Below are 19,766 nucleotides of genomic sequence, written 5' to 3'. Positions count from 1 at the left end.
AACGCTCACATCTGATGACGAATGTTGCATGATGGCAGCACCGGGGGGCGTCTCGACCAGGAGGTCCCACGTGGCCGGCAGTTCTCACACACCCGCGAACGACACCCCGCACGACGTGATCATCATCGGGGCGGGACTGTCGGGCATCGACTGCGCCTATCGGCTCCTCGAGCAGAATCCCGGCTGCGACTACCTGGTCCTCGAGCGCAGGCAGCGCGTCGGCGGGACCTGGGATCTTTTCCGTTATCCGGGCGTGAGGTCCGACAGCGACATCTATTCGCTCAGTTACCCCTTCGAGCCGTGGGCGAAGCCGGGCGCACTGGCCGAAGGCGCAGATATCAGGGACTACATCGAGCACACCGCGCGCAAGTTCGGCATCGCCGACCGCATCCGCTTCGAGCAGCACGTGGTGACCGCCGAATGGCACTCGGACACCGACACCTGGACGCTGGACGTCGAGGCCGGTGAGGGTGCCGACAAGCGTCGCAGGACCTACCGGTGCCGTTTCGTCGTCTTCGCGACCGGTTACTACGACTACGACCGGCCCTACACCCCGAGGTTCGCCGGGGCAGAGGACTTCACGGGCCGGATCGTGCATCCACAGCACTGGCCGGAGGACCTCGACTACCGGGGCAAGCGCATGGTCGTGATCGGAAGCGGCGCGACCGCGGTGAGCCTGATCCCCAACCTCACCGACAAGGCGGCGCACGTGACGATGCTGCAGCGCTCACCCTCGTACATCTGGTCGGCCAAGCAGAAGCAATACCTCGCACCCATTGTCCGGAAGCTCCTTCCACCCGGGGCGGCACACCGGGTGATCCGGTGGCGTTATGCGACACAGACCGCGGCGATCGTGCACCTCACGCACCGGTTCCCGAAACTGGGCCGCAAGATGATCCGCGCGAACGTGGCAGCCGGCCTGCCGGAGGACTATCCGGTCGACGTGCACTTCAACCCCACCTACAACCCGTGGGACCAGCGCATGTGCATGGTTCCCGACGGCGACCTGTTCAGCGGCATCACGGCGGGCTCCGTGGAGATGGTCACCGACCGCATCGACCGCTTCGACGAGACCGGCGTACGACTGGTCTCCGGCCGGCACCTCGACGCCGACATCATCGTGACCGCCACGGGCCTGCAACTGCTCGGCTTCGGCGGGACGCGCCTGGTGGTCGACGGTGACGAGGTGAAACCGCACGACCGATTCGTCTTCAAGAGCCACCTGATCGAGGACGTCCCCAATCTCGCCTGGTCCGTCGGTTACACCAACGCCTCGTGGACACTGCGGGCCGACATGACGGCGCGTTCGATCGCGAACCTCGTCGGATACATGCGGGAGAACGGTTACACCCGTGCTTATCCTCACCTGGGTGCCGAGCCGATGAGCGCGCAACCGCTCTGGGACCTCGAGGCCGGATACGTGCAACGCTCGCCGGACGCGCTGCCGAAGTCGGGCACCCGAGGGCACTGGCGGGTCCGTCACAACTACTACCTCGACGCCGTCGCTCACCGGATGAGCAAGGTCGACGACTCGATGGTCTTCGGTCCTGTGGAAGGCTCGGAGGACCTCGTCGGGTGATCTGAACCCTCGGTCGTAAGGCTGAGAGCTCGATCAGGGGCGACCCTGGGGCCGCTCGACGCCGCCGCCGGTGTACTTGCTTCTCAACGCGTCCCACGCACCGCTGATGGCGTCCGCCAGATCCGGAGCACGTCGACCACCGAGCCGGCGTCGATCGTCGGCGTCGTAGTCCTCGAAGAACTGGACGACCCATCCCAAGTCGTCCGGACTACCGTAGTAGCGGGCCCGGAAGTCGATGATCCGCCCGGTGAACGGGTTGATCATGCGCGCGCAGATCACCTGCCCGTCGATCTGCGTTGCTTCGGTGCCGCAGAACAAGGAGACGAGCTCGAGCGCCCCGTGCGGATCGGGTATGGATTCATCACTCATGTCGATGCCTCTTCCGCTCGATGGCGTTGTTCCGGTTCGATGGTGCACTACTCGGAGAGGCAACCGGGCGAGGTCTCCGCAAGAGCTCGGAAACAGGGTGTCGCCGTTCGACGCGCCCGAATTCCTGCGCTCCGCCGCTAGTGTGGCGGCCATGACTTCACCTTCGCGTCCCGTCGCGCTCGTGACCGGCCCTACCTCGGGCATCGGTGCAGGTTTCGCGAGGACGCTCGCCGAGCGGGGATACGACCTCGTTCTCGTCGCCCGCAATCGCACCGCTCTCGACGATCTCGCCGCCGAACTCGAGCGCAGGTTCGGTGCGTCCTCCGAAGTGCTCCCCGCCGACCTCACCACGGCAGACGGTCGTGGCGCAGTGGCGGAGCGCCTCGCGCGCGGCGTCGACATGCTGATCAACAACGCGGGCTTCGGGACGACGGGCGAATTCTGGACCGCCGAGCCGGAACTGCTGCAGGCCCAGCTCGACGTGAACGTCACCGCGGTCGTCCAGCTCACCCGCGCAGCCCTGCCGCCGATGATCGCCGCGGGCCGGGGCGACATCATCAACGTCGCGAGTGTCGCGGGCTTGGTGCCCGGCCGCGGGTCCACCTATTCCGGGAGCAAGGCGTACGTGGTCTCGTTCACCGAAGGGCTCGCCGGCGGTCTCGCCGGGGCAGGGGTGCGCATCCAGGCGCTGTGCCCCGGGTTCGTGCGCACCGAGTTCCACAAGCGCGCGGGGATCGACATGTCGTCCACCCCGGCCGTGCTGTGGCTCGACGTCGACCAGGTGGTACGCGCGTCGCTCGCCGACCTCGAATCCGGCAAGGTCCGAAGCATCCCGGGGATCCAGTACAAGGTGCTGGCCACCGCCGGACGGCTGGTGCCACAGAATCTGGTGCGCAAGATCGCCGCTCGTCTCGGCAACGGGCGCGGACGCACCTGAACCTCGCAACCCACCCGCGCGAGCGGGCCGGAAGGTCACGGTACGGCTACGCGAGAGGGACACGCGGGAACCCTCTGTCGCGACGCCCACATACGTGAGTACATTTCTCAAACGTGACCTCTGTGGCTGTGGTGATTGTTGTGGCGTTGGTGGCGGCAACGGCGCTCTGGATACGGGTGGGGGTGCAGCGTCTGCGGACGCTGCGAATCCGCCACCGCGACAGTCTGCGGCTGCTCCGCCACGAGCTCGACGACCGCTACGACCTCGTCCCCACGCTCATCGCCGCGTCGGCGGGAGCCGGTGTGGACCGCGCCCTGCTCCGGCCCGTCGTCGGCGCCAGGTCGCTCGCCATCGAGATGCGCGATCAGCGGCTCGGCCTCCCGGAACGCGCTGCCGCGGAGAACACGCTCTCCGCCGCGTTGCACGACCTCATCGGTGGTCTCGACGGCGTCAGCCACTGGCCGTTCGTGCGGGTCGCCCGCGAGTTGCAGCTACGGGAGGAGCGGATCGCCGGGGCCGTCAAGGTGTTCAACGACATCGGCACCACGCTCAACGACGCGGTCGGCCGTTTCCCCACCTCCCTGTACGCGAAGATCGGCGCGATCGGCCCGGTGCCGCTCTTCGAGGCGCCCGCTCCGGTCGCAACTCCCGAGCAGGATGCGACAACCGTCGAGGACGGAACCCTCGCACCGCACCCGGGTCCCGTCGCCGCCTGACCTCCGGGTGGGCGACTAGGCTCGTTGCCGACGCAGCGCTGCCAACCGGGCGGCCGCGCGAGACGACGACGAGGGACGCGACATGAGTGACCGTGACGAACTGGCAGCACTGGTACGTGAGCTGGCGGTGGTGCACGGCCGGGTGACGTTGTCGTCCGGCAAGGAAGCCGACTACTACGTGGATCTGCGCCGCGCGACCCTGCATCACCGCGCTGCTCCGCTGATCGGCAAGTTGCTCCGCGAACTCGTCGCCGACTGGGACTTCGACGCCGTCGGTGGGCTGACGATGGGCGCCGACCCCGTCGCGATGGCCGTGATGCACGCTCCCGGACGTCCGATCGACGCGTTCGTCGTCCGCAAGGCCGCGAAAGCCCACGGGATGCAACGCCAGATCGAGGGACCGGACGTGACGGGCAAGCGAGTCCTCGTCGTGGAGGACACCACCACCACCGGCAACTCCCCGCTCACGGCCGTCAAGGCGCTGCGCGATGCGGGCGCAGTCGTGGTGGGCGTTGCGACCGTCGTCGACCGCGCCACCGGCGCCGACGAGGTCATCGCCGCTGAGGGCGTGGAATACCGTTCCCTGCTCGGACTCGACGACCTGGGCCTGGCCGGCGAGTAGCCCCGTGGGCGAACGGGTCCGGCAGACGGTCACGAGGCTCGCGGACGGCCGCGAGCTGATCTACTTCGACGACACCGAACCGTTCGTGTCCGGCTCCGCGACTCGCGACGCCAGCGACCGGCGCGCATTGCCGCCGGTCGCTAAGGCGTCGGAGTTGCGGCGCGACCCGCTCACCGGAGAGTGGGTCACCTTCGCGGCCCATCGCATGGACCGCACCTTTCTGCCCGCCGCCGTCGACTGCCCCCTGTGCCCGAGTTCCCCCGAGACGACCACCGAGATTCCGGCCGACGACTACGACGTCGTCGTCTTCGAGAACCGATTCCCGGCCCTCGGTGCCCACGGTGACGGCAGCGAATCCGCAGGCACCGATCACGACACCTTGTGGTCGCGCCGTCCCGCCGACGGGCGATGTGAAGTCGTGGCGTTCACTCCCGACCACGACGCACGGTTCGCTGATCTCGGCTCCTCGCGGGCACGGACCGTCATCGACGCTCTCGCCGCCCGCACCGCCGCCCTGTCGGCCGTGCCGGGGGTGCGACAGGTGTTCTGCTTCGAGAACCGCGGCGCCGAAATCGGTGTGACACTTCAGCATCCGCACGGCCAGATCTACGCCTATCCCTTCCTCCCACCGCGCACCACGACACTCGTCGAGCGTGCGCGGGAACATCGTGCGCGCACCGGTCGGTCGTTGCAGCGCGACGTGCTCGACGCCGAACGTCGTGCGGAAACCCGCGTGGTGTGGTCGGGCCGCGACTGGACCGCCTATGTGCCCGCCGCCGCGCGCTGGCCGGTCGAAGTTCATCTCGCACCGCACCGCGACGTCCCCGATCTCGCTGCGCTCAGCGATGCCGAACGCGACGAACTCGCAATGCTCCAGTGCGACATGCTCGCTCGCGTCGATCACTTCTTCGACGGTGTCGACCGCGTTCCGTACATTGCGGCGTGGCACCAGGCACCGGTCGGTGAGGATCGTGAACACGGGCGCTTGTTCTGCCAGATCTTTTCGCTGCGTCGTGCCCCCGACAAACTCAAATACCTCGCGGGGTCGGAGTCTGCGATGGGGGCGTGGATCAGCGACACCACCCCGGAACGCATCGCGGCGCGCCTGCGGGAGGTGGGCACATGACGGTCTACGACGATGCGGCGCAGAGGTTCACCGAGTCCTTCGGCGGTGAACCGGACGGTGTGTGGTGCGCGCCGGGGCGTGTCAATCTCATCGGCGAGCATGTCGATTACGCGGGCGGATTGTGTCTGCCGATCGCGCTGGAGCAGATAACGGCGGCCGGGGTGCGCCGCCGCAGCGACGGCCGGGTGCGCATGGTGAGCACCGGATTCGACCGGGTCGAAACCGACCTGTCGTCGTTGCGCGGGCGCGCGCGACCGAGCGGATGGGCCGCATACGTCGCCGGTGTCCTGTACGCACTCGACCCCCCGGGTTGTGCCGGTCTCGACATCGCGATTTCGTCGGATGTCACTGTGGGGTCCGGGCTTTCATCGTCCGCTGCCCTCGAGGCGGCGGTCGCGCTGGCGGTGGCCGAGATGTACGGGCTGCCCACCGACGATGCGGGCCGCGACCGGCTTGCCGGTGCCTGTGTCGTCGCGGAGAACGAGTACGTCGGAGCACCCACCGGCGGAATGGACCAGCAGATCGCTTTGCGGGGGCGTGCCGGTCACGCACTGCTGCTGGATTGCGCAGACGGCAGCGTCGAGCATGTCCCCTTCGACCCGGCGGCACACGACATGACGATCCTGGTCGTCGACACCCGCACCGCCCACCGCCTCGTCGACGGGCAGTACGGCGAGCGACGCCGCGCGGTGGAGGACGCCACGCGGCTCCTCGGGGTTGCGACGCTGCGCGACGCCTCGTCGGTCGACGGACTCGACGACCCGGTGCTGCGCCGCCGCGCCCGGCACGTCGTCACGGAGATCGACCGGGTTCGGCTCGCTGCCGATGCTCTGCGGACGGGCCGGATTCACGAACTCGGAGCCCTGCTCGACGCGTCGCACCGGTCGCTGCGCGACGACTTCGAGGTCAGTTGTCTCGAACTCGACACCGCGGTCGACGCCGCCCGTGCTGCGGGTGCGTCGGGAGCCCGGATGGTCGGCGGGGGATTCGGTGGTTCGGCGATCGTGTTGTGCGAACTCGGCCGCGCCGCCGCGATCGAGGCGGCAGTCGCCGACGCCGCTGCTCGACGTGGGCTTCCCGCCCCCGCCTTCCTGCGGGCGACACCGGCGGGAGCCGCCCGTCGTTGCCGATAGTCGTTCGGGACGTGAGAACGACCCGGTGATGCCGACGGGTACTGTGCGGCCCATGAGTTGGTTCGGTCGACGTCCGTGGGGCGCAGAACACGTGGTCCTCGCGGCGGCGACCGCAGCGACCGTCGCCGGTGCAGTGTGCGACAGGGAAAGCTGGCAGCGCGTCGCGAAACCCCTCATCGGACCCGCTCTCGCGGTCCGGGTGCTGCGGAATTCGCGCGAAACCACCCCGGTCGACACGGCACTGCTGCTCACCGGTCTCGCCGCTGCGACGGCCGGCGACGTCTTCATGATCCGTTCCGACGAGGACCCGCGGATCCTGCGCGGCGCCGGTTCGTTCGCCGTGATGCAGGCTGCGTACTCGACGGTGCTCGTCCGGCACGGTGCCCGGGTGAGCAGGAGCGCCGCGATACAACGCGCGGGTGCGGTCCTCGGTGCTGCAGGACTGCTCGGCGCCAGCAGCCGTCCGGTCGCGGTGCCCCTGACCGCCTACGGCGCCGTGCTCGGCACCACCGCGACGCTCGCCGGCGATCCGTCCCTGGCACCCGGGGCGCCGCAGTTCGCTGGGATCGCCGTACCCGGCACGGACCGGCGTAGCTGGCTCGGGCTGGGCGGACTGGTCTTCACGGCCTCCGACGGATCGATCGTCCTGCGTCGGACGCTGCTGAAGAACGAACGCGCTCGGGCCGCCGCAGAGGGATTCGTACTGGTGACCTACGTGGCGGCGCAAGCACTCCTCGTCGAGGGAATGCTCGCGCTCGCGCGCCGGAACGCTCGATAGCGGCGGACTACTCGATAGCGACGGACTAGGGGAACAGCAGGATCCGGTCCCGGTCGTCGGGGTCGACGAAGATCGTCACCACCTGTCCGGGGGTGTACCGCGGCAGGTGCTTACGAGCTACCTCGTAGAAGACCTTCCCGTGGTAGGGCTCGGAACCGGGGACCATCAGATCGAGGTCGAGTTCGGTGAGCTGACCCGAGCGGGTCGTACGGACGGGTTTCGCGGACCGGACGGTCGCCCACCCTTCGAACCCTTCGCGCTCGATCTTGCGCTGCACCTTGGACGCGCGGTCGGAGAACACCATCGACAAGCCCAGTACGGTGCCGTAGAGGCACACCAGAAAGACGATCTGGAAGCCCAGCGTCCCCGGCTCGGACTTCGGATAGAACAGGTTGAGCCACAGCGAGAACACGATGAGATACGCCGTCGTCACGAAGGCGACGGTGTACACGGTTCGACGGTGCTGCATGACTCCCTCCGCGTCCAAGGGTAAACCGGAGGACCGACGCCGTGGCCGCGTTGTCGCGATGCATCGATCGCAAATCGGGCGTGAGTACGGCGGGTGGCGGGTCGCCGCTGCCTCATCGATAGAGTGAGCTCCGCACATCGTCGGGAGGGTGTTACGTGAGAAGTCGGTTGTCCTCGATCGCGGTGGCCGCGTGCGCCGCACTGGTCCTGACCGGGTGCGGTTCGTCCGCCGCCGACGAGCCGCAGGCCGAAACGTCCGCCGCAGCGAGTTCGACCTCCGCTCCGGCCGTCACGACGACCGAACAGCCCGCGACGCCCACCACCACTTCCGCGACGCCCGAGACCACCCCGCCGGCGCCCGAAACCACCCCGCCGGCGCCCGAAACCACGCTGGTCGACGTCGAATACGAGCGCAACGAGTCGTACTACTTCGCGAGCCCCGACGGAGCGTTCCAGTGCGGCATCGTCCGCCTGCCGACCCGCACCGAGGCGGGCTGCGAGGGGGCGACCGACCCGGTTCCCCCGCAACCCGACAACTGTATCGTCAACTGGGGCCACGGCATCCGGGTCCAGGACACCGGACCGGGGGAGTTCCTCTGCTCGGGTGGTCCCGTGTACCTCTCGCCCGACGGAGCGAGCCCGGTACTGCCGCCCGGTTCCACACTCGCGAAGCTGGGTTACACCTGCACCACCACGGACGTCGACGTGACGTGCGCGAACGACAGCACCGGGCACGGCTTCACCATCGCCTCCGGTTCGAACGAAACCTTCTGACGTGACCACCCACGAACACATCAGGGCCGACGAACATACCCAGGCCGACGAGCACGCCCTGGCGGAGGAGATTCCCGGCCCGACCGAGTGGGGAGAGCACCCGAACGGCGTCGGTCCGTGGGTCGACGAATTCGGGACCGAGCCTCCGACCGACCCCCGCTACGATCCCGAACTGCTCGCGCACGGCGACCGCCGCAATGTCGTCGACGCCTACCGCTACTGGACGCGAGAGGCGATCGTCGCGGACATCGACCGTCGTCGGCACCCGTTGCACGTGGCCATCGAGAACTTCGGGCACGACGCCAACATCGGGACCGTGGTGCGCACGGCGAACGCGTTCGCGGTCGACACCGTGCACATCGTCGGCCGGCGTCGCTGGAATCGGCGCGGGGCCATGGTCACCGACCGCTACCAGCACCTGATGCACCACCCCGACGTCGACACCCTGCTCGAGTGGGCCGCCGCCCGGGGGTTGACGGTTGTCGCGGTGGACAACACTCCCGGATCGGTACCTCTCGAGACGGTCACTCTGCCGCGCAACTGCCTTATGTTGTTCGGCCAGGAGGGGCCCGGGGTAACCGAACGTGCCCGGGACGTGGCGTCGATGACCGTCTCCATCGCCCAGTTCGGTTCGACTCGCTCGGTGAACGCCGGAGTCGCCGCCGGGATCGCGATGCACGCCTGGATCAGGCAGCACGCCGATCTCTCCGATGCGTGGTAACGATCTCACTCGGGCGCGGTAACGCGCGCCGCCCGAACGGGGATGAAGAATCCGGCACCTGACGGGTGTCGCGGTGGGATTTTGCAGGCATTGTGGGATGAGGATGATGAACGTTATGCCCGGGCTGTGGTCGGAGCGCGCAGACGCTGCGGAGACCGCCGTGATGTCCCGTCACGTGCGCAGGCTGTGGGCGTTGCCGGGCACAGCGCTGGGCGTGGTCGGATGGCCCGCGGCGCGGCGTGAGCGAATTTTCGGGACGTGGCACTACTGGTGGCAGGCGCATCTGATCGACCTGGCCGTCGACGCCACCGAACGTGAGGCGACGTCCCGGCGGCGCCGCCGCGTGGTGCGCCTGACCCGCGCGCACCGCATCCGCAACCTCACGGGCTGGACCAACGACTACTTCGACGACATGGCATGGCTCGGCCTGGCGCTCGAACGCGCCCAGCGTCACCTGTATGTCGACCACCGTTCCGCGCTCGACACGATCGTCGGTGAGTTGTCCGACGCATGGGCACCCGACCAGGGTGGCGGTATCCCGTGGCGTCGCCGGGACGACTTCTACAACGCTCCGGCGAACGCCCCCGCAGCACTGCTGCTCGCTCGCGCAGGCAAGGTGTGGCGGGCACAGGAAATGGCGGACTGGATCGACGAGACGCTCATGGATCCCGAGACGGGCCTCATCCTCGACGGCATCCGCAACGGGGTGCACGAACGTGCCGTCTACAGCTACTGCCAGGGCGTCACGCTCGGGCTGGAAACCGAACTCGCCGTGCAACTCGGCGACTCCAGGCACCGGGAACGCGTGCACCGCCTCGTCGAGGCCGTCGACGACAACCTCACCGAACGCAGCGTGATCGCCGGAGGCGGCGGGGGCGACGGCGGCCTGTTCAACGGCATTCTCGCCCGGTATCTCGCGATGGTCGCGACGACCCTGCCCGTGCAGGACGACGACGACGTACGCGCTCGCAACACGGCCGCGCGGATCGTGCTGGTCTCCGCGGAGGCCGCGTGGGAGAACCGTCTTCAGGTCGAAGAACTGCCATTGTTCGGTGAGGACTGGACCAGACAGGCCCGCTTTCCCGATTTCGGGGCCGCGATCGCGCAGTTCTCCCACGGCAGCGTGCGCGGGTCGGCCGTTGCAGAGCGCGACCTGTCGGTGCAACTCGGAGGCTGGATGCTCATGGAGGCCGCGCACGCCGTTGCCGCCGAACGGGCGCCAAAACCTGCAACGCCCTGAGCCTCCGCTACCCCCACAGACGAGAAAAGGTGGTTGCCCCCGGCGAACCGGGGGCAACCACCTTCTACGACGTGAGGCCTATTCGCCGCGGGTGATGCGCGGGATGGGCGTCGTCTCGGGCTCGGTGTCGCTACCGGCAGGCGCGGCCGCGGGGGCGCGACGCGACGCGAGGAAGCGCTTGACGACCTCGTTGAGGATCGGCAGCACCGACACGAACACGATCAGCAGGAAGATGTAGTCGACGTTGTCGGCGATGAACGTGATCTGGCCGAGCAGGTAACCCAGCAGAGTCACGCCCGCGCCCCACGCGATGCCGCCGATGACGTTGTAGGTGATGAACACGCGGTACGGCATCTTCGCGGCGCCGGCGACGAGCGGCGCGTACGTGCGCACGATGGGCACGAAGCGCGCCAGGAAGATCATGGCCGGGCCGTGCCGCAGGAAGAAGCGGTGTGACTCGTCGAGGTAGCTCTTCTTGAAGATCTTCGCGTCGTCGCTCTTGAAGAGCTTCGCGCCGCCCTTGGTTCCGATGAAGTACCCGACCTGGTCACCGAGGACCGCCGCGATCGGGATCGTCACCATGAGCACCCACAACGGCGCGAACGGTTCGACCTCCGCCGACTTCGCCGCCGCGATGAGCCCTGCGGTGAACAGGAGGGAGTCGCCGGGGAGCAGCGGGAACAGCAGTCCGGATTCGATGAACACCACGACCAGCAGGCCGATGAGCATCCATGTGCCGAACGAGTTCAGAAGGTTGACGGGGTCCAGAAACCCGGGCAACAAGGCCAAATTGGTCACAGATTCCGAGGCTTCTACCAAAGTCACGTTCGCCAGGGTACCGGCGCCTGGGTGACGGACCCGAATCGCGACACCGCGGCGGGACGGTACCGAACCCGGCCCGGGTATGAACCGGGCGTGTCAGTTGACATACTGCAAGGACAACCACGGCACCTGCCACACCCCGGCGGGGCGCCGATCGACTTCTCACTGGAGGACAGCCGCTGTGCCTATCGCGACTCCCGAGATCTATGCCGAGATGCTTGCTACCGCCAAGGAGCATTCGTTCGCATTCCCGGCGATCAACTGCACCTCGTCCGAAACCATCAATGCCGCGATCAAGGGCTTCGCGGACGCCGGTAGCGACGGCATCATCCAGTTCTCCACCGGTGGGGCCGAGTTCGGTTCGGGCCTGGGCGTCAAGGACATGGTGACCGGCGCCGTCGCGCTCGCCGAGTTCGCGCACGTGGTTGCCGCCAAGTACGACGTCACCATCGCGCTGCACACCGACCACTGCCCCAAGGACAAGCTCGACAGCTACGTCCGTCCGCTCATCGCGATCTCGAAGGAACGCGTCGACGCGGGCAAGAACCCGCTGTTCCAGTCGCACATGTGGGACGGCTCGGCCATCCCGATCGACGAGAACCTGGAGATCGCGCAGCAGCTCCTCGCGGATGCTGCCGCCGCGAAGATCATCCTGGAAATCGAGATCGGCGTTGTCGGCGGTGAAGAGGACGGCGTCGAGAACGCCATCAACGACAAGCTCTACACGACCGTCGAAGATTTCGAGAAGACCGTCGACGCGCTGGGTGCGGGCGACAGGGGCCACTACCTGCTCGCCGCGACCTTCGGCAACGTGCACGGCGTCTACAAGCCCGGCAACGTCAAGCTGAAGCCGGCTGTTCTGGCCGAGGGTCAGGCCGTCGCCTCGTCGAAGCTGGGTCTTCCCGAGGGCTCGAAGCCGTTCGACCTCGTGTTCCACGGTGGTTCCGGTTCGCTGAAGTCCGAGATCGACGAAGCGCTCGGCTACGGCGTCGTGAAGATGAACGTCGACACCGACACGCAGTACGCCTTCACCCGCCCGATCGCGGGGCACATGTTCTCGAACTACGACGGCGTGCTCAAGATCGACGGCGAGGTCGGCAACAAGAAGGTCTACGACCCCCGCAGCTACCTGAAGAAGGCAGAGGCATCGATGACCGAGCGCGTCATCGAGGCATGCAACGATCTCCGGTCCGCGGGACGTTCCGTCTCCGCCAAGTAGTGCCTGCCGCATAGTCGGCCTGCCGAGTAGTAATCCGGCAATCGGGAGTCGCTGTTCGAAACGAACGGGGCGCCGGCCTCAGGTCGGCGCCCCGTTCGTATTGTCCGGGTTACTCGCTGCAGACCTTCCACTCGTCGCCGACGAGGGCGAGATCGAAAGTGCGGTCGGTGACGTCTGCTGGGTTGCGGGTGGTGTGGGCGGTGACCTGGGCGACGGCGGTGTCCTCGGTGATCTGAATGCGGTCGACACTCGTCACGACGGGGATGGAGCCGTCCTGCACTGCGAGGTCGTGGATACTGCCGAACTCGGCCGGATCGACCGACGAGTAGAACTCGGCGAGCGCCCCACAGGTCGACGTTTGCAGCGTGCCGAGATCCCCGTCGGTGAGGCCACCCACGAACGTGCCGATGCTCGCCCGGATCCGGCTCTCGGGGGAGTTCTGCGCACGGTCCTGAAGGACGACGGCGAGCACGACCGCGGCGATCACAGCCACGACGACGGCCGCACCGATACCGGCGGCGACCATCCGGCGTCGACGGTCCTTGTCCGGAGACGGCGGTATCCGCGTCGGAGTCGGCTGCAGTTGCACCGGTGCCGGTTCGGGGCGCACGGCCACGGGCTGAGCGTTCCGGGGCACGATGCGCTCCGGAGGCGGCTTCGGGACATGCGCGGTGACCGGGATCCGCACGGTGGGTGCGTCGGTCGCGCCGGGTGCCGCTTCGGTGTCCGACGAGATCGGTGACGGTTGCCCGGCGCTCGCGTCGTCGACGGACGAGGCCCCGGCGGGTTCGGCATTGTCCTCGGCTGCCGCAGGTTTGCGGATGGCCGCGAAACGCACTGTTGCCGCGGATTCCTCGGTCGCCGCGACCTGTTCGGTTGCCGCGGGTTCCTCGCTCGCCGTCGGCTCAGCCGGGGCAGGCTCCTCGCTCGCCGTCGTCGGCTCGGCCGTCGCAGGTTTCTCGGTTGCCGCAGGTTTCTCGGGTGCCGCAGGACTCTCGGCCGGGGCCGGGGCCGGGGCCGGTTTCCCGGTCGCCGGACGGTCCTCGGTGATCGCGGGCATCGCGGTTGTCGGGAGATCTTCGGTCGCCGAGGAGGGTTCGGTCACTGCCGGGTGCTCGGGCTCTGCAGGAAGCTCGGGCTCTGCAGGACGCTGGACCGCGGCAGGTTCCTCCGTGGTCGAGGAGTCCACGGCAATCGCAGATTCGTCCGCTGCCGCAGCATCCTCACTCGCCGGAGCCTCCGCGGTCTCGGCCTGCGGTTCCTTGCCGGGCTCGGCTGACGGGTCGACGGTGTGCTCCGGACCGGCCGGAGAATCGTCGTCCGTGGTGGCGGTGCCGGAGTCCGTGGACGTCGGCTTTTCGGTCGGCTTCTGTTCGGTCGGGGCTTCGTTGTTCGGATCGGGCACGCGCTTGCACCTCGTTCGACGGACTGCGGTTTCCCGGGCAGCCTATCGACCGACGGGACGAGACGGGCAGAATGGGCCCATGACGTCATTCGGTGATCTTCTCGGACCCCAGCCCACCCTCCTTCCCGGCGACGACGAAGCGGAGTCGGCTCTGCTCAACGGAGAGGACCCGGCGAAGGTCGCGGCCGAGCACCCCACCGCCTCGATCGCCTGGGCCTACCTCGCGGAAGCTGCGCACGAGCGTGGCGACACCATCGCCGCCTACGCCTACGCCCGCACCGGTTATCACCGTGGTCTCGACCAGCTTCGCCGGAACGGATGGAAGGGTTTCGGTCCCGTCCCCTACAGCCACGAACCGAACCGCGGCTTCCTGCGCTGCGTCGCCGCTCTCGCCACGGCCGCCAAGAACATCGGTGAGGTAGACGAGCACGCGCGTTGCCTCGACCTTCTGGAGGATTGCGACCCCCGCGCGGCGGAAGCACTTGGCGTCGAGTAGGCGCTTTCCCGCCCGCGGGGACGTGCGGGAGCGCCTGAAGGGGTCCGGGCGACGCCTGCGTTCGTCCGCGCTGCCGATCGTGCAGTGCGCGCTCGCCGCGGGCATCGCGTGGTGGGTGGCCAGAGACGTCATCCACCACGCCACACCGTTCTTCGCTCCGATCGCGGCGGTGGTGTCGCTCGGCCTCTCGCTCGGCGCACGGCTGCGCCGCAGCGTCGAACTGGTGTGCGGCGTCACCGTCGGAATCGGTGTCGGCGATCTGATCGTCTCGCTCATCGGATCCGGGCCGTGGCAGATCGCGCTCGTCGTGGCACTCGCGATGGCCACCGCGGTGGCGCTCAACAGCGGCCCGATCTTCGCGATCCAGGCCGGCAACTCCGCGGTGCTGGTCGCGACCCTCCTTCCACCCGGCGAGACCGGCGGTTTCGACCGGATGGTCGACGCGTTGGTCGGCGGACTCGTGGGGATCGCCGTCGTCGCGTTGGTTCCGACGCACCCGGTTCGGCGCGCGCGCCGCAACGCCGCGGAGATCCTCGGCACTGCCGCGGATGTCCTGCGCAAGGTCGAGGCCGGGTTGGTCGAGAACAACCCGAAACCGATCGAAGAGGCACTGCGCGAGGCCCGCGCGACCCAGCCGGCGATCGACGCCATGCGCACGCACCTCAAGGGTGGCCGGGAGATCAGCCGGATCTCCCCGCTGTACTGGAACAGCCGCTCACGCCTCGCGGTGCTGGCGGCGGCAGCCGATCCGATCGACAACGCGATGCGAAACGTCCGCGTGCTCACCCGGCGGTCGCTCACCCTGGTCCGGGACGACGAAATCCTCGACTCGCGGCTCGTCTCCCGATTCGAGGAACTTGCCGATGCCGTCGACGTGCTCCGTGAGATGGCGCTTTCGGACCCGGGGGAGCAACCCGACCGGGCCGAGGCCGCGCGCGTACTGCGCCACGTCGCGAAGAAGCTGAGCCCCGATCTCGTCGAGGGCGCGGGCGTATCGGCGACGGTCGTGTTCGCGCAGATGCGGTCGCTGGTCGTGGACTTGTTGCAGGTCGCCGGGCTGAAACGGATCTCGGCGATTGCGACCCTTCCGCCGACGGTCGACCGGCCCGCCTACGAACCGGAGTCCTGACCCACGTCGGTGGTCGTAGCCGTTGAATACATGCGCATTCATGCATACGATGGCCGGGACCCCGGAAGGAGGGCCATGGGTTCCGGTCACGGACATTCGCACGGCGTTGGCCACGGACACGGTGGTAGCGCCGGGCCGTCCCCTGGAGTCATCAAGCGGATGGCCGTCGCGCTGGGCATCCTGCTGGTCTTCCTCGTGGTCGAGGCGGGGGTGGGGGTGTGGATAGGTTCCCTCGCGCTGCTCGCCGACGCGGGCCACATGCTCACCGACGTGGTGGGAGTGGCGATGGGGCTGGTCGCACTGATCCTCGCGCGCCGTGGAAGCGCCGCTGCCGCGCGCACCTTCGGATGGCATCGCGCCGAGGTGCTCACCGCGATGGCCAATGCGGTCCTGCTTCTCGGTGTCGCGGGCTGGGTCTTCTACGAGGCGATCAGCCGAATCGGCGACTCACCCGAACTGCCGGGCATGCCCATGATCGTCACGGCGGTCGCGGGCCTCGTCGCGAACATCGTCGTGATGATCATGCTGCGCCCCGACGCCGAGGGCAGCCTCGCCGTGCGTGGTGCCTACACGGAGGTGCTCGCCGATACGGTCGGCAGCGTCGGCGTCCTCGTCGCGGGAATTATGGTCCTAGCCTTCGGCTGGACCCTCGCCGACGTCGTCGTCGGTGTCCTGATCTCCGTGTGGGTCGTCCCCCGCGCGCTGCGTCTCGCGGCCGCGTCGCTGCGGATTCTCACCCAGGCGTCGCCCGCCCACCTCGATGTCGAGGCGCTGCGCCTGGATCTCGCGGCGCTGCCGGGGGTGTGCGGAGTGCACGACCTGCATGTGTGGACGCTGACGACCGGCATGGACGTCGCGACCGTGCACCTCGTGAGCGACCACGATCCCCAGTGGATCCTCGATTCGGCGCGCACCACCTTGTCGTCGCACGGCCTCGAGCACGCGACCGTGCAGGTCGAGGGAACGGTCGACGGCCGGCGCTGTGAGCAGGACGTGACCTGGTAGCGATTCATCCCAACCGCAGGTTCCAGCGACCGTCCCTCCCGTCGAGGCGGGTTACAGCGAGGGGACGGACATCGACGCGCCAGAACGCCGACGCGGGCGCACCGAGCGCGCACAGCGTCGCTGCCCGCACCACAGCGGCGTGCGTCACCGCGACGATGCGTTCCGGTGAATCCATGAGTGACGTGAGCCAGGTGCCGACACGCACGATCAGGTCGTGGATGGACTCTCCTCCGTGCGGGGCGGATTCCGGATCGCCGAGCCATACAGCGAGACCCGATTCGGAGACCTCGTCCATCGTCCTGCCGGTCCACCGCCCGAAATCCAGGTCGCGTAGTAGTGGTTCCACGGCTGCGGACAGGCCCAGTGCTGCCGCCGTTTCGATTGTCCGTAGTTCCGGCGCAGTGAGTGCGCGGTCGGTGACCGGCGCAGTTGACCTCGTCAGTTCCCGTCGTCCTCGGTCGGAGACGGGCGCGTCGCTGGGAAAGGCAACGACGCGTTGCGCCTCGGTGGACGCATGGGAGATCAGAAACAGGCGGGGCACGAGAGCCATTCTCGCGCACTCTTGACAGGATGTGTCGGTGATGCCAAGGTACCCCGGTACGCATGTGCCGAGGTGTAGGCAATCCGGTGGGATACCGGAGCGGTCGCGCCACTGTAACCGAGAGCATTACCTCTTTCGGAAGCCAGAAAACTCCCTCGGCGCATGGCTTTCGGATGGGACGCGAAATCCCAGGAGGTTGCCGTGGTTGTTCTTACCCATGCCCGGGTGACATGTTGAACTCGCGTTCTCGTGCGGTCACCGCGATCATCGTGGTCACGCTCCGGACGGCACTCGGACGGGTTTTCACGTTCCTGACCGAGCGCGCGCCGCGCCGCCTCGTGGTCACGGCGTGGTGAGCACGGCGTACGGCCTGCTGGTGGCCGGGACCACCTCGGACGCCGGAAAGTCGGTGGTCACCGCCGGGATCTGCCGGGCACTGTCGCGGCGCGGTCTGACGGTCGCGCCGTACAAAGCGCAGAACATGTCCAACAACTCCATGGTGACGATCGATCCCGACACCGGTGCGGGTGCCGAAATCGGCCGCGCGCAATGGGTTCAGGCGATCGCCGCCCGCGCGACTCCGGAACCGGCCATGAATCCGGTACTCCTCAAACCCGGCAGCGACCGTCGCAGCCACGTAGTGGTGCTGGGACAACCGGCGGGGACTCTCGAAGCCGGTGAATTCGCTGGTGGCCGTCAACACCTCGCCGATGCGGCATTCTCGGCACTGGACGACCTCCGCGCCAGGTTCGACGTGGTCGTGTGCGAGGGTGCGGGCAGTGCCGCCGAGATCAATCTCCGTGCGCACGATTACGTCAATATGGGTCTGGCGCAACACGGCTCACTTCCGACGATTCTCGTCGGTGACATCGACCGCGGTGGGGTCTTCGCGTCGATGTACGGCACGCTCGCGCTCCTCGATGCCGCCGATCAGCAGCTGGTACGCGGCTTCGTGATCAATAAGTTCCGCGGCGATGCCGCTCTGCTGAAACCGGGCCTGGACTCGTTGTCGGCGCTGACCGGGCGCCCGGTGCTCGGGGTGCTGCCGTGGCAGCGCGATCTGTGGCTGGACTCCGAAGATTCCCTCGCATTGACATCGCGTCCGAGCCACCCCGGCGACGGTGCGCTCACCATCGCTGTCGTGATGTTGCCGCGCATCAGTAATTTCACCGATGTCGACGCCTTGTGCCTCGAACCGGATGTACGAGTGCGGTTCGTCGACGATCCGCGCACGCTCGCGGGCGCGGACGTCGTGATCGTGCCCGGTACTCGCGCGACACTCGCCGATCTTGCCTGGCTGCGTGCGCGTGGCCTCGGCAGGGCCATCGTGGACCATGCGCAGCGGGGCGGCTCGGTCCTGGGCATCTGTGGGGGATTCCAGATGCTGGGCGATGACATCGTCGACCCGCACGGCATCGAAGGAACGCCGGGTGCGCGGGCCCGAGGACTCGGACTACTCGCTGCGAGCACGGAATTCGGCCGCCGTAAAGTGCTGCGGCTACCGGCCGGCTCGGCGCTCGGAGCAGAGGCGACAGGCTACGAGATCCATCACGGACGCATCTGTGCCGGTGGCGACGACGAGTTCCTCGGTGGTGCCCGGCGAGGCAACGTGTTCGGCACCATGTGGCACGGCACCATGGAGGGCGACGCACTGCGCGCGGCGTGGTTACGGGAGGTTGCCTGCGCGGCCGGCCGCGAGGTTAACACCGGCACAGTGAATTTCGCCGCACAACGCGAGGCGCGGCTCGACCTCCTCGCCGACATGATCGATGAGCACATCGACGTCGACGTGCTGCTCTCGATGATGGGGGACCGCCCCACGCTGCCGACCCTGACGGGAGCATTGGCATGACCGTGCTGGTCCTCGGCGGCACCGGCGAGGCGCGTGCACTCGCACAACTGTTGTGCGACAACGGAGTCGATGTCGTGTCCTCGCTCGCCGGGCGAGTGCGCAACCCGCGCCTGCCGGTCGGAGCAGTGCGTATCGGCGGGTTCGGCGGGGCCTCCGGGCTCGAAGCGTACCTGCGCACCCGCGGTGTCGACGCGGTCGTCGACGCGACCCATCCTTTCGCGGAGGGCATCAGCGCCAACGCGGCCGAAGCCTGCCGCGCAGCGAGAATCCCGTTGGTGCGCTTGCAGCGTCCGGGATGGACCGACAACACCGGTGGATGGATCCGGGTGGCCTGCCACGACGAGGCCGCTCGAGTCGCGGCAGGTGGATCCGGTGTCTTTCTGAGTACGGGCCGTCAGACGCTCGATCGTTTCGTCGAACCGCTCGGGAAGCATCGGGTGGTGGCGCGGATCGTCGACCCGCTCGACGGCGAGTTCCCTCCCGGCTGGACGGTGGTGCACGCCCGCGGCCCCTACACCTTCGACAGTGAACGCACGCTGATGCGGGAATACGACGTGGATACGCTGGTCACCAAGGATTCCGGGGGCGATCTCACGCGAGCGAAGCTCGACGCAGCTGCTGACCTCGGCGCGCGGGTGATCATGGTGAACCGGCCCGTGGGGCCGCCCGGCGTGCGCACCGTGGCGACCGTGGGCGACGCGGTCGCTTGGGTCCTCGAACCGGCGGTCTCTCGGATCTGAGTTCCCGGACTTTTCTTCCCCTTCCGCGGCGTGGCTCCCGTCGAGTGTGTGGGCCTGTTGCCGTGGCGTGCACCGCTGCGAAATGCCGCTGCCC

22 protein-coding genes and 1 riboswitch are annotated in these 19,766 nt (G+C 68.1%); of the genes, 17 read left to right on the top strand and 5 right to left on the bottom strand.

The annotated features are described in order from the left end of the window. Positions 1-70 precede the first annotated feature (70 nt). A complete protein-coding gene (locus AC0B44_RS09550; protein WP_471902659.1) occupies positions 71-1,579 on the top strand; it encodes a flavin-containing monooxygenase in 1,509 nt (502 codons plus the stop codon). A gap of 33 nt (positions 1,580-1,612) precedes the next feature. On the opposite strand, the gene AC0B44_RS09545 is transcribed toward AC0B44_RS09550, so the two are convergent. Continuing rightward, positions 1,613-1,948 carry a hypothetical protein gene (locus tag AC0B44_RS09545; RefSeq protein ID WP_471902658.1) on the bottom strand — a complete coding sequence of 112 codons (336 nt, stop codon included), beginning with the start codon at positions 1,946-1,948 and terminating at the stop codon, positions 1,613-1,615. Positions 1,949-2,099: 151 nt separating this feature from the next. Between AC0B44_RS09545 and AC0B44_RS09540 the strand changes: the two genes are divergently transcribed. The 6 genes from AC0B44_RS09540 (at position 2,100) to AC0B44_RS09515 (ending at position 7,260) form a co-directional block, all read left to right on the top strand. Further along, positions 2,100-2,885 carry an SDR family NAD(P)-dependent oxidoreductase gene (locus AC0B44_RS09540; protein WP_471902657.1) on the top strand — a complete coding sequence of 262 codons (786 nt, stop codon included), beginning with the start codon at positions 2,100-2,102 and terminating at the stop codon, positions 2,883-2,885. Positions 2,886-2,998: 113 nt separating this feature from the next. Next, on the top strand, positions 2,999-3,601 hold the full coding sequence (locus tag AC0B44_RS09535) for a LemA family protein (protein WP_471902656.1): 603 nt from the start codon (positions 2,999-3,001) through the stop codon (positions 3,599-3,601). A gap of 82 nt (positions 3,602-3,683) precedes the next feature. Then, positions 3,684-4,223 (top strand): orotate phosphoribosyltransferase, encoded by a 540-nt coding sequence (gene pyrE, locus AC0B44_RS09530; protein WP_471902655.1) that lies wholly within the window; start codon positions 3,684-3,686, stop codon positions 4,221-4,223. A 4-nt stretch (positions 4,224-4,227) separates the two neighbouring features. Then, entirely contained in the window at positions 4,228-5,349 is a 1,122-nt protein-coding gene (gene galT / locus AC0B44_RS09525; RefSeq protein WP_471902654.1) for a galactose-1-phosphate uridylyltransferase, read from the top strand. Next, complete coding sequence (gene galK, locus AC0B44_RS09520; protein ID WP_471902653.1) at positions 5,346-6,482, top strand: galactokinase; 1,137 nt, start codon at positions 5,346-5,348, stop codon at positions 6,480-6,482. Before galT ends, galK begins: the two co-directional genes overlap by 4 nt. A 52-nt stretch (positions 6,483-6,534) precedes the next feature. Beyond that, positions 6,535-7,260 (top strand): lysoplasmalogenase family protein, encoded by a 726-nt coding sequence (locus AC0B44_RS09515; protein ID WP_471902652.1) that lies wholly within the window; start codon positions 6,535-6,537, stop codon positions 7,258-7,260. A 25-nt stretch (positions 7,261-7,285) separates the two neighbouring features. Here the strand turns inward: AC0B44_RS09515 and AC0B44_RS09510 are convergent, their stop codons facing one another. Continuing rightward, the gene (locus AC0B44_RS09510) at positions 7,286-7,729 is read right to left on the bottom strand and encodes a hypothetical protein (RefSeq protein ID WP_471902651.1); all 444 of its coding nucleotides are present in this window, start codon (positions 7,727-7,729) and stop codon (positions 7,286-7,288) included. A 155-nt stretch (positions 7,730-7,884) separates the two neighbouring features. On the opposite strand from AC0B44_RS09510, the gene AC0B44_RS09505 reads away from it, so the two are divergent. The 3 genes from AC0B44_RS09505 to AC0B44_RS09495 all read left to right on the top strand — a co-directional run bounded on the left by AC0B44_RS09505 (position 7,885) and on the right by AC0B44_RS09495 (position 10,463). Further along, a complete protein-coding gene (locus AC0B44_RS09505) occupies positions 7,885-8,502 on the top strand; it encodes a hypothetical protein (RefSeq protein WP_471902650.1) in 618 nt (205 codons plus the stop codon). Positions 8,503-8,560: 58 nt separating this feature from the next. Next, entirely contained in the window at positions 8,561-9,223 is a 663-nt protein-coding gene (locus AC0B44_RS09500) for a TrmH family RNA methyltransferase (protein WP_471902704.1), read from the top strand. Positions 9,224-9,338: 115 nt separating this feature from the next. Then, positions 9,339-10,463, top strand: a complete 1,125-nt coding sequence (locus AC0B44_RS09495; RefSeq protein WP_471902649.1) for a glycoside hydrolase family 76 protein — start codon at positions 9,339-9,341, stop codon at positions 10,461-10,463. A gap of 78 nt (positions 10,464-10,541) precedes the next feature. On the opposite strand, the gene AC0B44_RS09490 is transcribed toward AC0B44_RS09495, so the two are convergent. Then, on the bottom strand, positions 10,542-11,288 hold the full coding sequence (locus tag AC0B44_RS09490; protein ID WP_471902648.1) for a VTT domain-containing protein: 747 nt from the start codon (positions 11,286-11,288) through the stop codon (positions 10,542-10,544). 178 nt (positions 11,289-11,466) lie between these two features. Here AC0B44_RS09490 and fbaA point away from each other — a divergent pair, with 178 nt between their 5' ends. Further along, positions 11,467-12,504, top strand: a complete 1,038-nt coding sequence (gene fbaA / locus AC0B44_RS09485; RefSeq protein WP_471902647.1) for a class II fructose-bisphosphate aldolase — start codon at positions 11,467-11,469, stop codon at positions 12,502-12,504. Positions 12,505-12,613: 109 nt separating this feature from the next. On the opposite strand, the gene AC0B44_RS09480 is transcribed toward fbaA, so the two are convergent. Further along, positions 12,614-13,909, bottom strand: coding sequence for an Rv0361 family membrane protein (locus tag AC0B44_RS09480; protein ID WP_471902646.1), 1,296 nt, complete (start codon positions 13,907-13,909; stop codon positions 12,614-12,616). 79 nt (positions 13,910-13,988) lie between these two features. Here AC0B44_RS09480 and AC0B44_RS09475 point away from each other — a divergent pair, with 79 nt between their 5' ends. The 3 genes from AC0B44_RS09475 (at position 13,989) to AC0B44_RS09465 (ending at position 16,539) form a co-directional block, all read left to right on the top strand. Further along, the gene (locus tag AC0B44_RS09475) at positions 13,989-14,405 is read left to right on the top strand and encodes a DUF3151 domain-containing protein (RefSeq protein WP_471902645.1); all 417 of its coding nucleotides are present in this window, start codon (positions 13,989-13,991) and stop codon (positions 14,403-14,405) included. Beyond that, positions 14,392-15,534 (top strand): FUSC family protein, encoded by a 1,143-nt coding sequence (locus tag AC0B44_RS09470; protein ID WP_471902644.1) that lies wholly within the window; start codon positions 14,392-14,394, stop codon positions 15,532-15,534. Before AC0B44_RS09475 ends, AC0B44_RS09470 begins: the two co-directional genes overlap by 14 nt. A gap of 75 nt (positions 15,535-15,609) precedes the next feature. Then, positions 15,610-16,539, top strand: a complete 930-nt coding sequence (locus AC0B44_RS09465; RefSeq protein ID WP_471902643.1) for a cation diffusion facilitator family transporter — start codon at positions 15,610-15,612, stop codon at positions 16,537-16,539. A gap of 4 nt (positions 16,540-16,543) precedes the next feature. On the opposite strand, the gene AC0B44_RS09460 is transcribed toward AC0B44_RS09465, so the two are convergent. Further along, the gene (locus AC0B44_RS09460; protein ID WP_471902642.1) at positions 16,544-17,089 is read right to left on the bottom strand and encodes a histidine phosphatase family protein; all 546 of its coding nucleotides are present in this window, start codon (positions 17,087-17,089) and stop codon (positions 16,544-16,546) included. Positions 17,090-17,133: 44 nt separating this feature from the next. Further along, a riboswitch (cobalamin riboswitch) is annotated at positions 17,134-17,252 on the top strand. 58 nt (positions 17,253-17,310) lie between these two features. Between AC0B44_RS09460 and AC0B44_RS09455 the strand changes: the two genes are divergently transcribed. From AC0B44_RS09455 to AC0B44_RS09445, 3 genes are read left to right on the top strand one after another with little or no spacing between them, the layout of a single operon-like run. Beyond that, positions 17,311-17,436: a hypothetical protein gene (locus AC0B44_RS09455; protein ID WP_471902641.1), complete on the top strand. Its 126-nt coding sequence runs from the start codon at positions 17,311-17,313 to the stop codon at positions 17,434-17,436. After that, on the top strand, positions 17,433-18,932 hold the full coding sequence (locus AC0B44_RS09450; protein ID WP_471902640.1) for a cobyric acid synthase: 1,500 nt from the start codon (positions 17,433-17,435) through the stop codon (positions 18,930-18,932). Before AC0B44_RS09455 ends, AC0B44_RS09450 begins: the two co-directional genes overlap by 4 nt. After that, complete coding sequence (locus AC0B44_RS09445; protein ID WP_471902639.1) at positions 18,929-19,672, top strand: cobalt-precorrin-6A reductase; 744 nt, start codon at positions 18,929-18,931, stop codon at positions 19,670-19,672. The genes AC0B44_RS09450 and AC0B44_RS09445 overlap by 4 nt, the downstream gene beginning before the upstream one ends. The last annotated feature ends 94 nt before the right edge of the window (positions 19,673-19,766 follow it).

It is taken from the genome of Rhodococcus sp. NPDC019050, from assembly GCF_055664235.1.
This window is presented reverse-complemented; position numbering and strand designations above follow the sequence as displayed.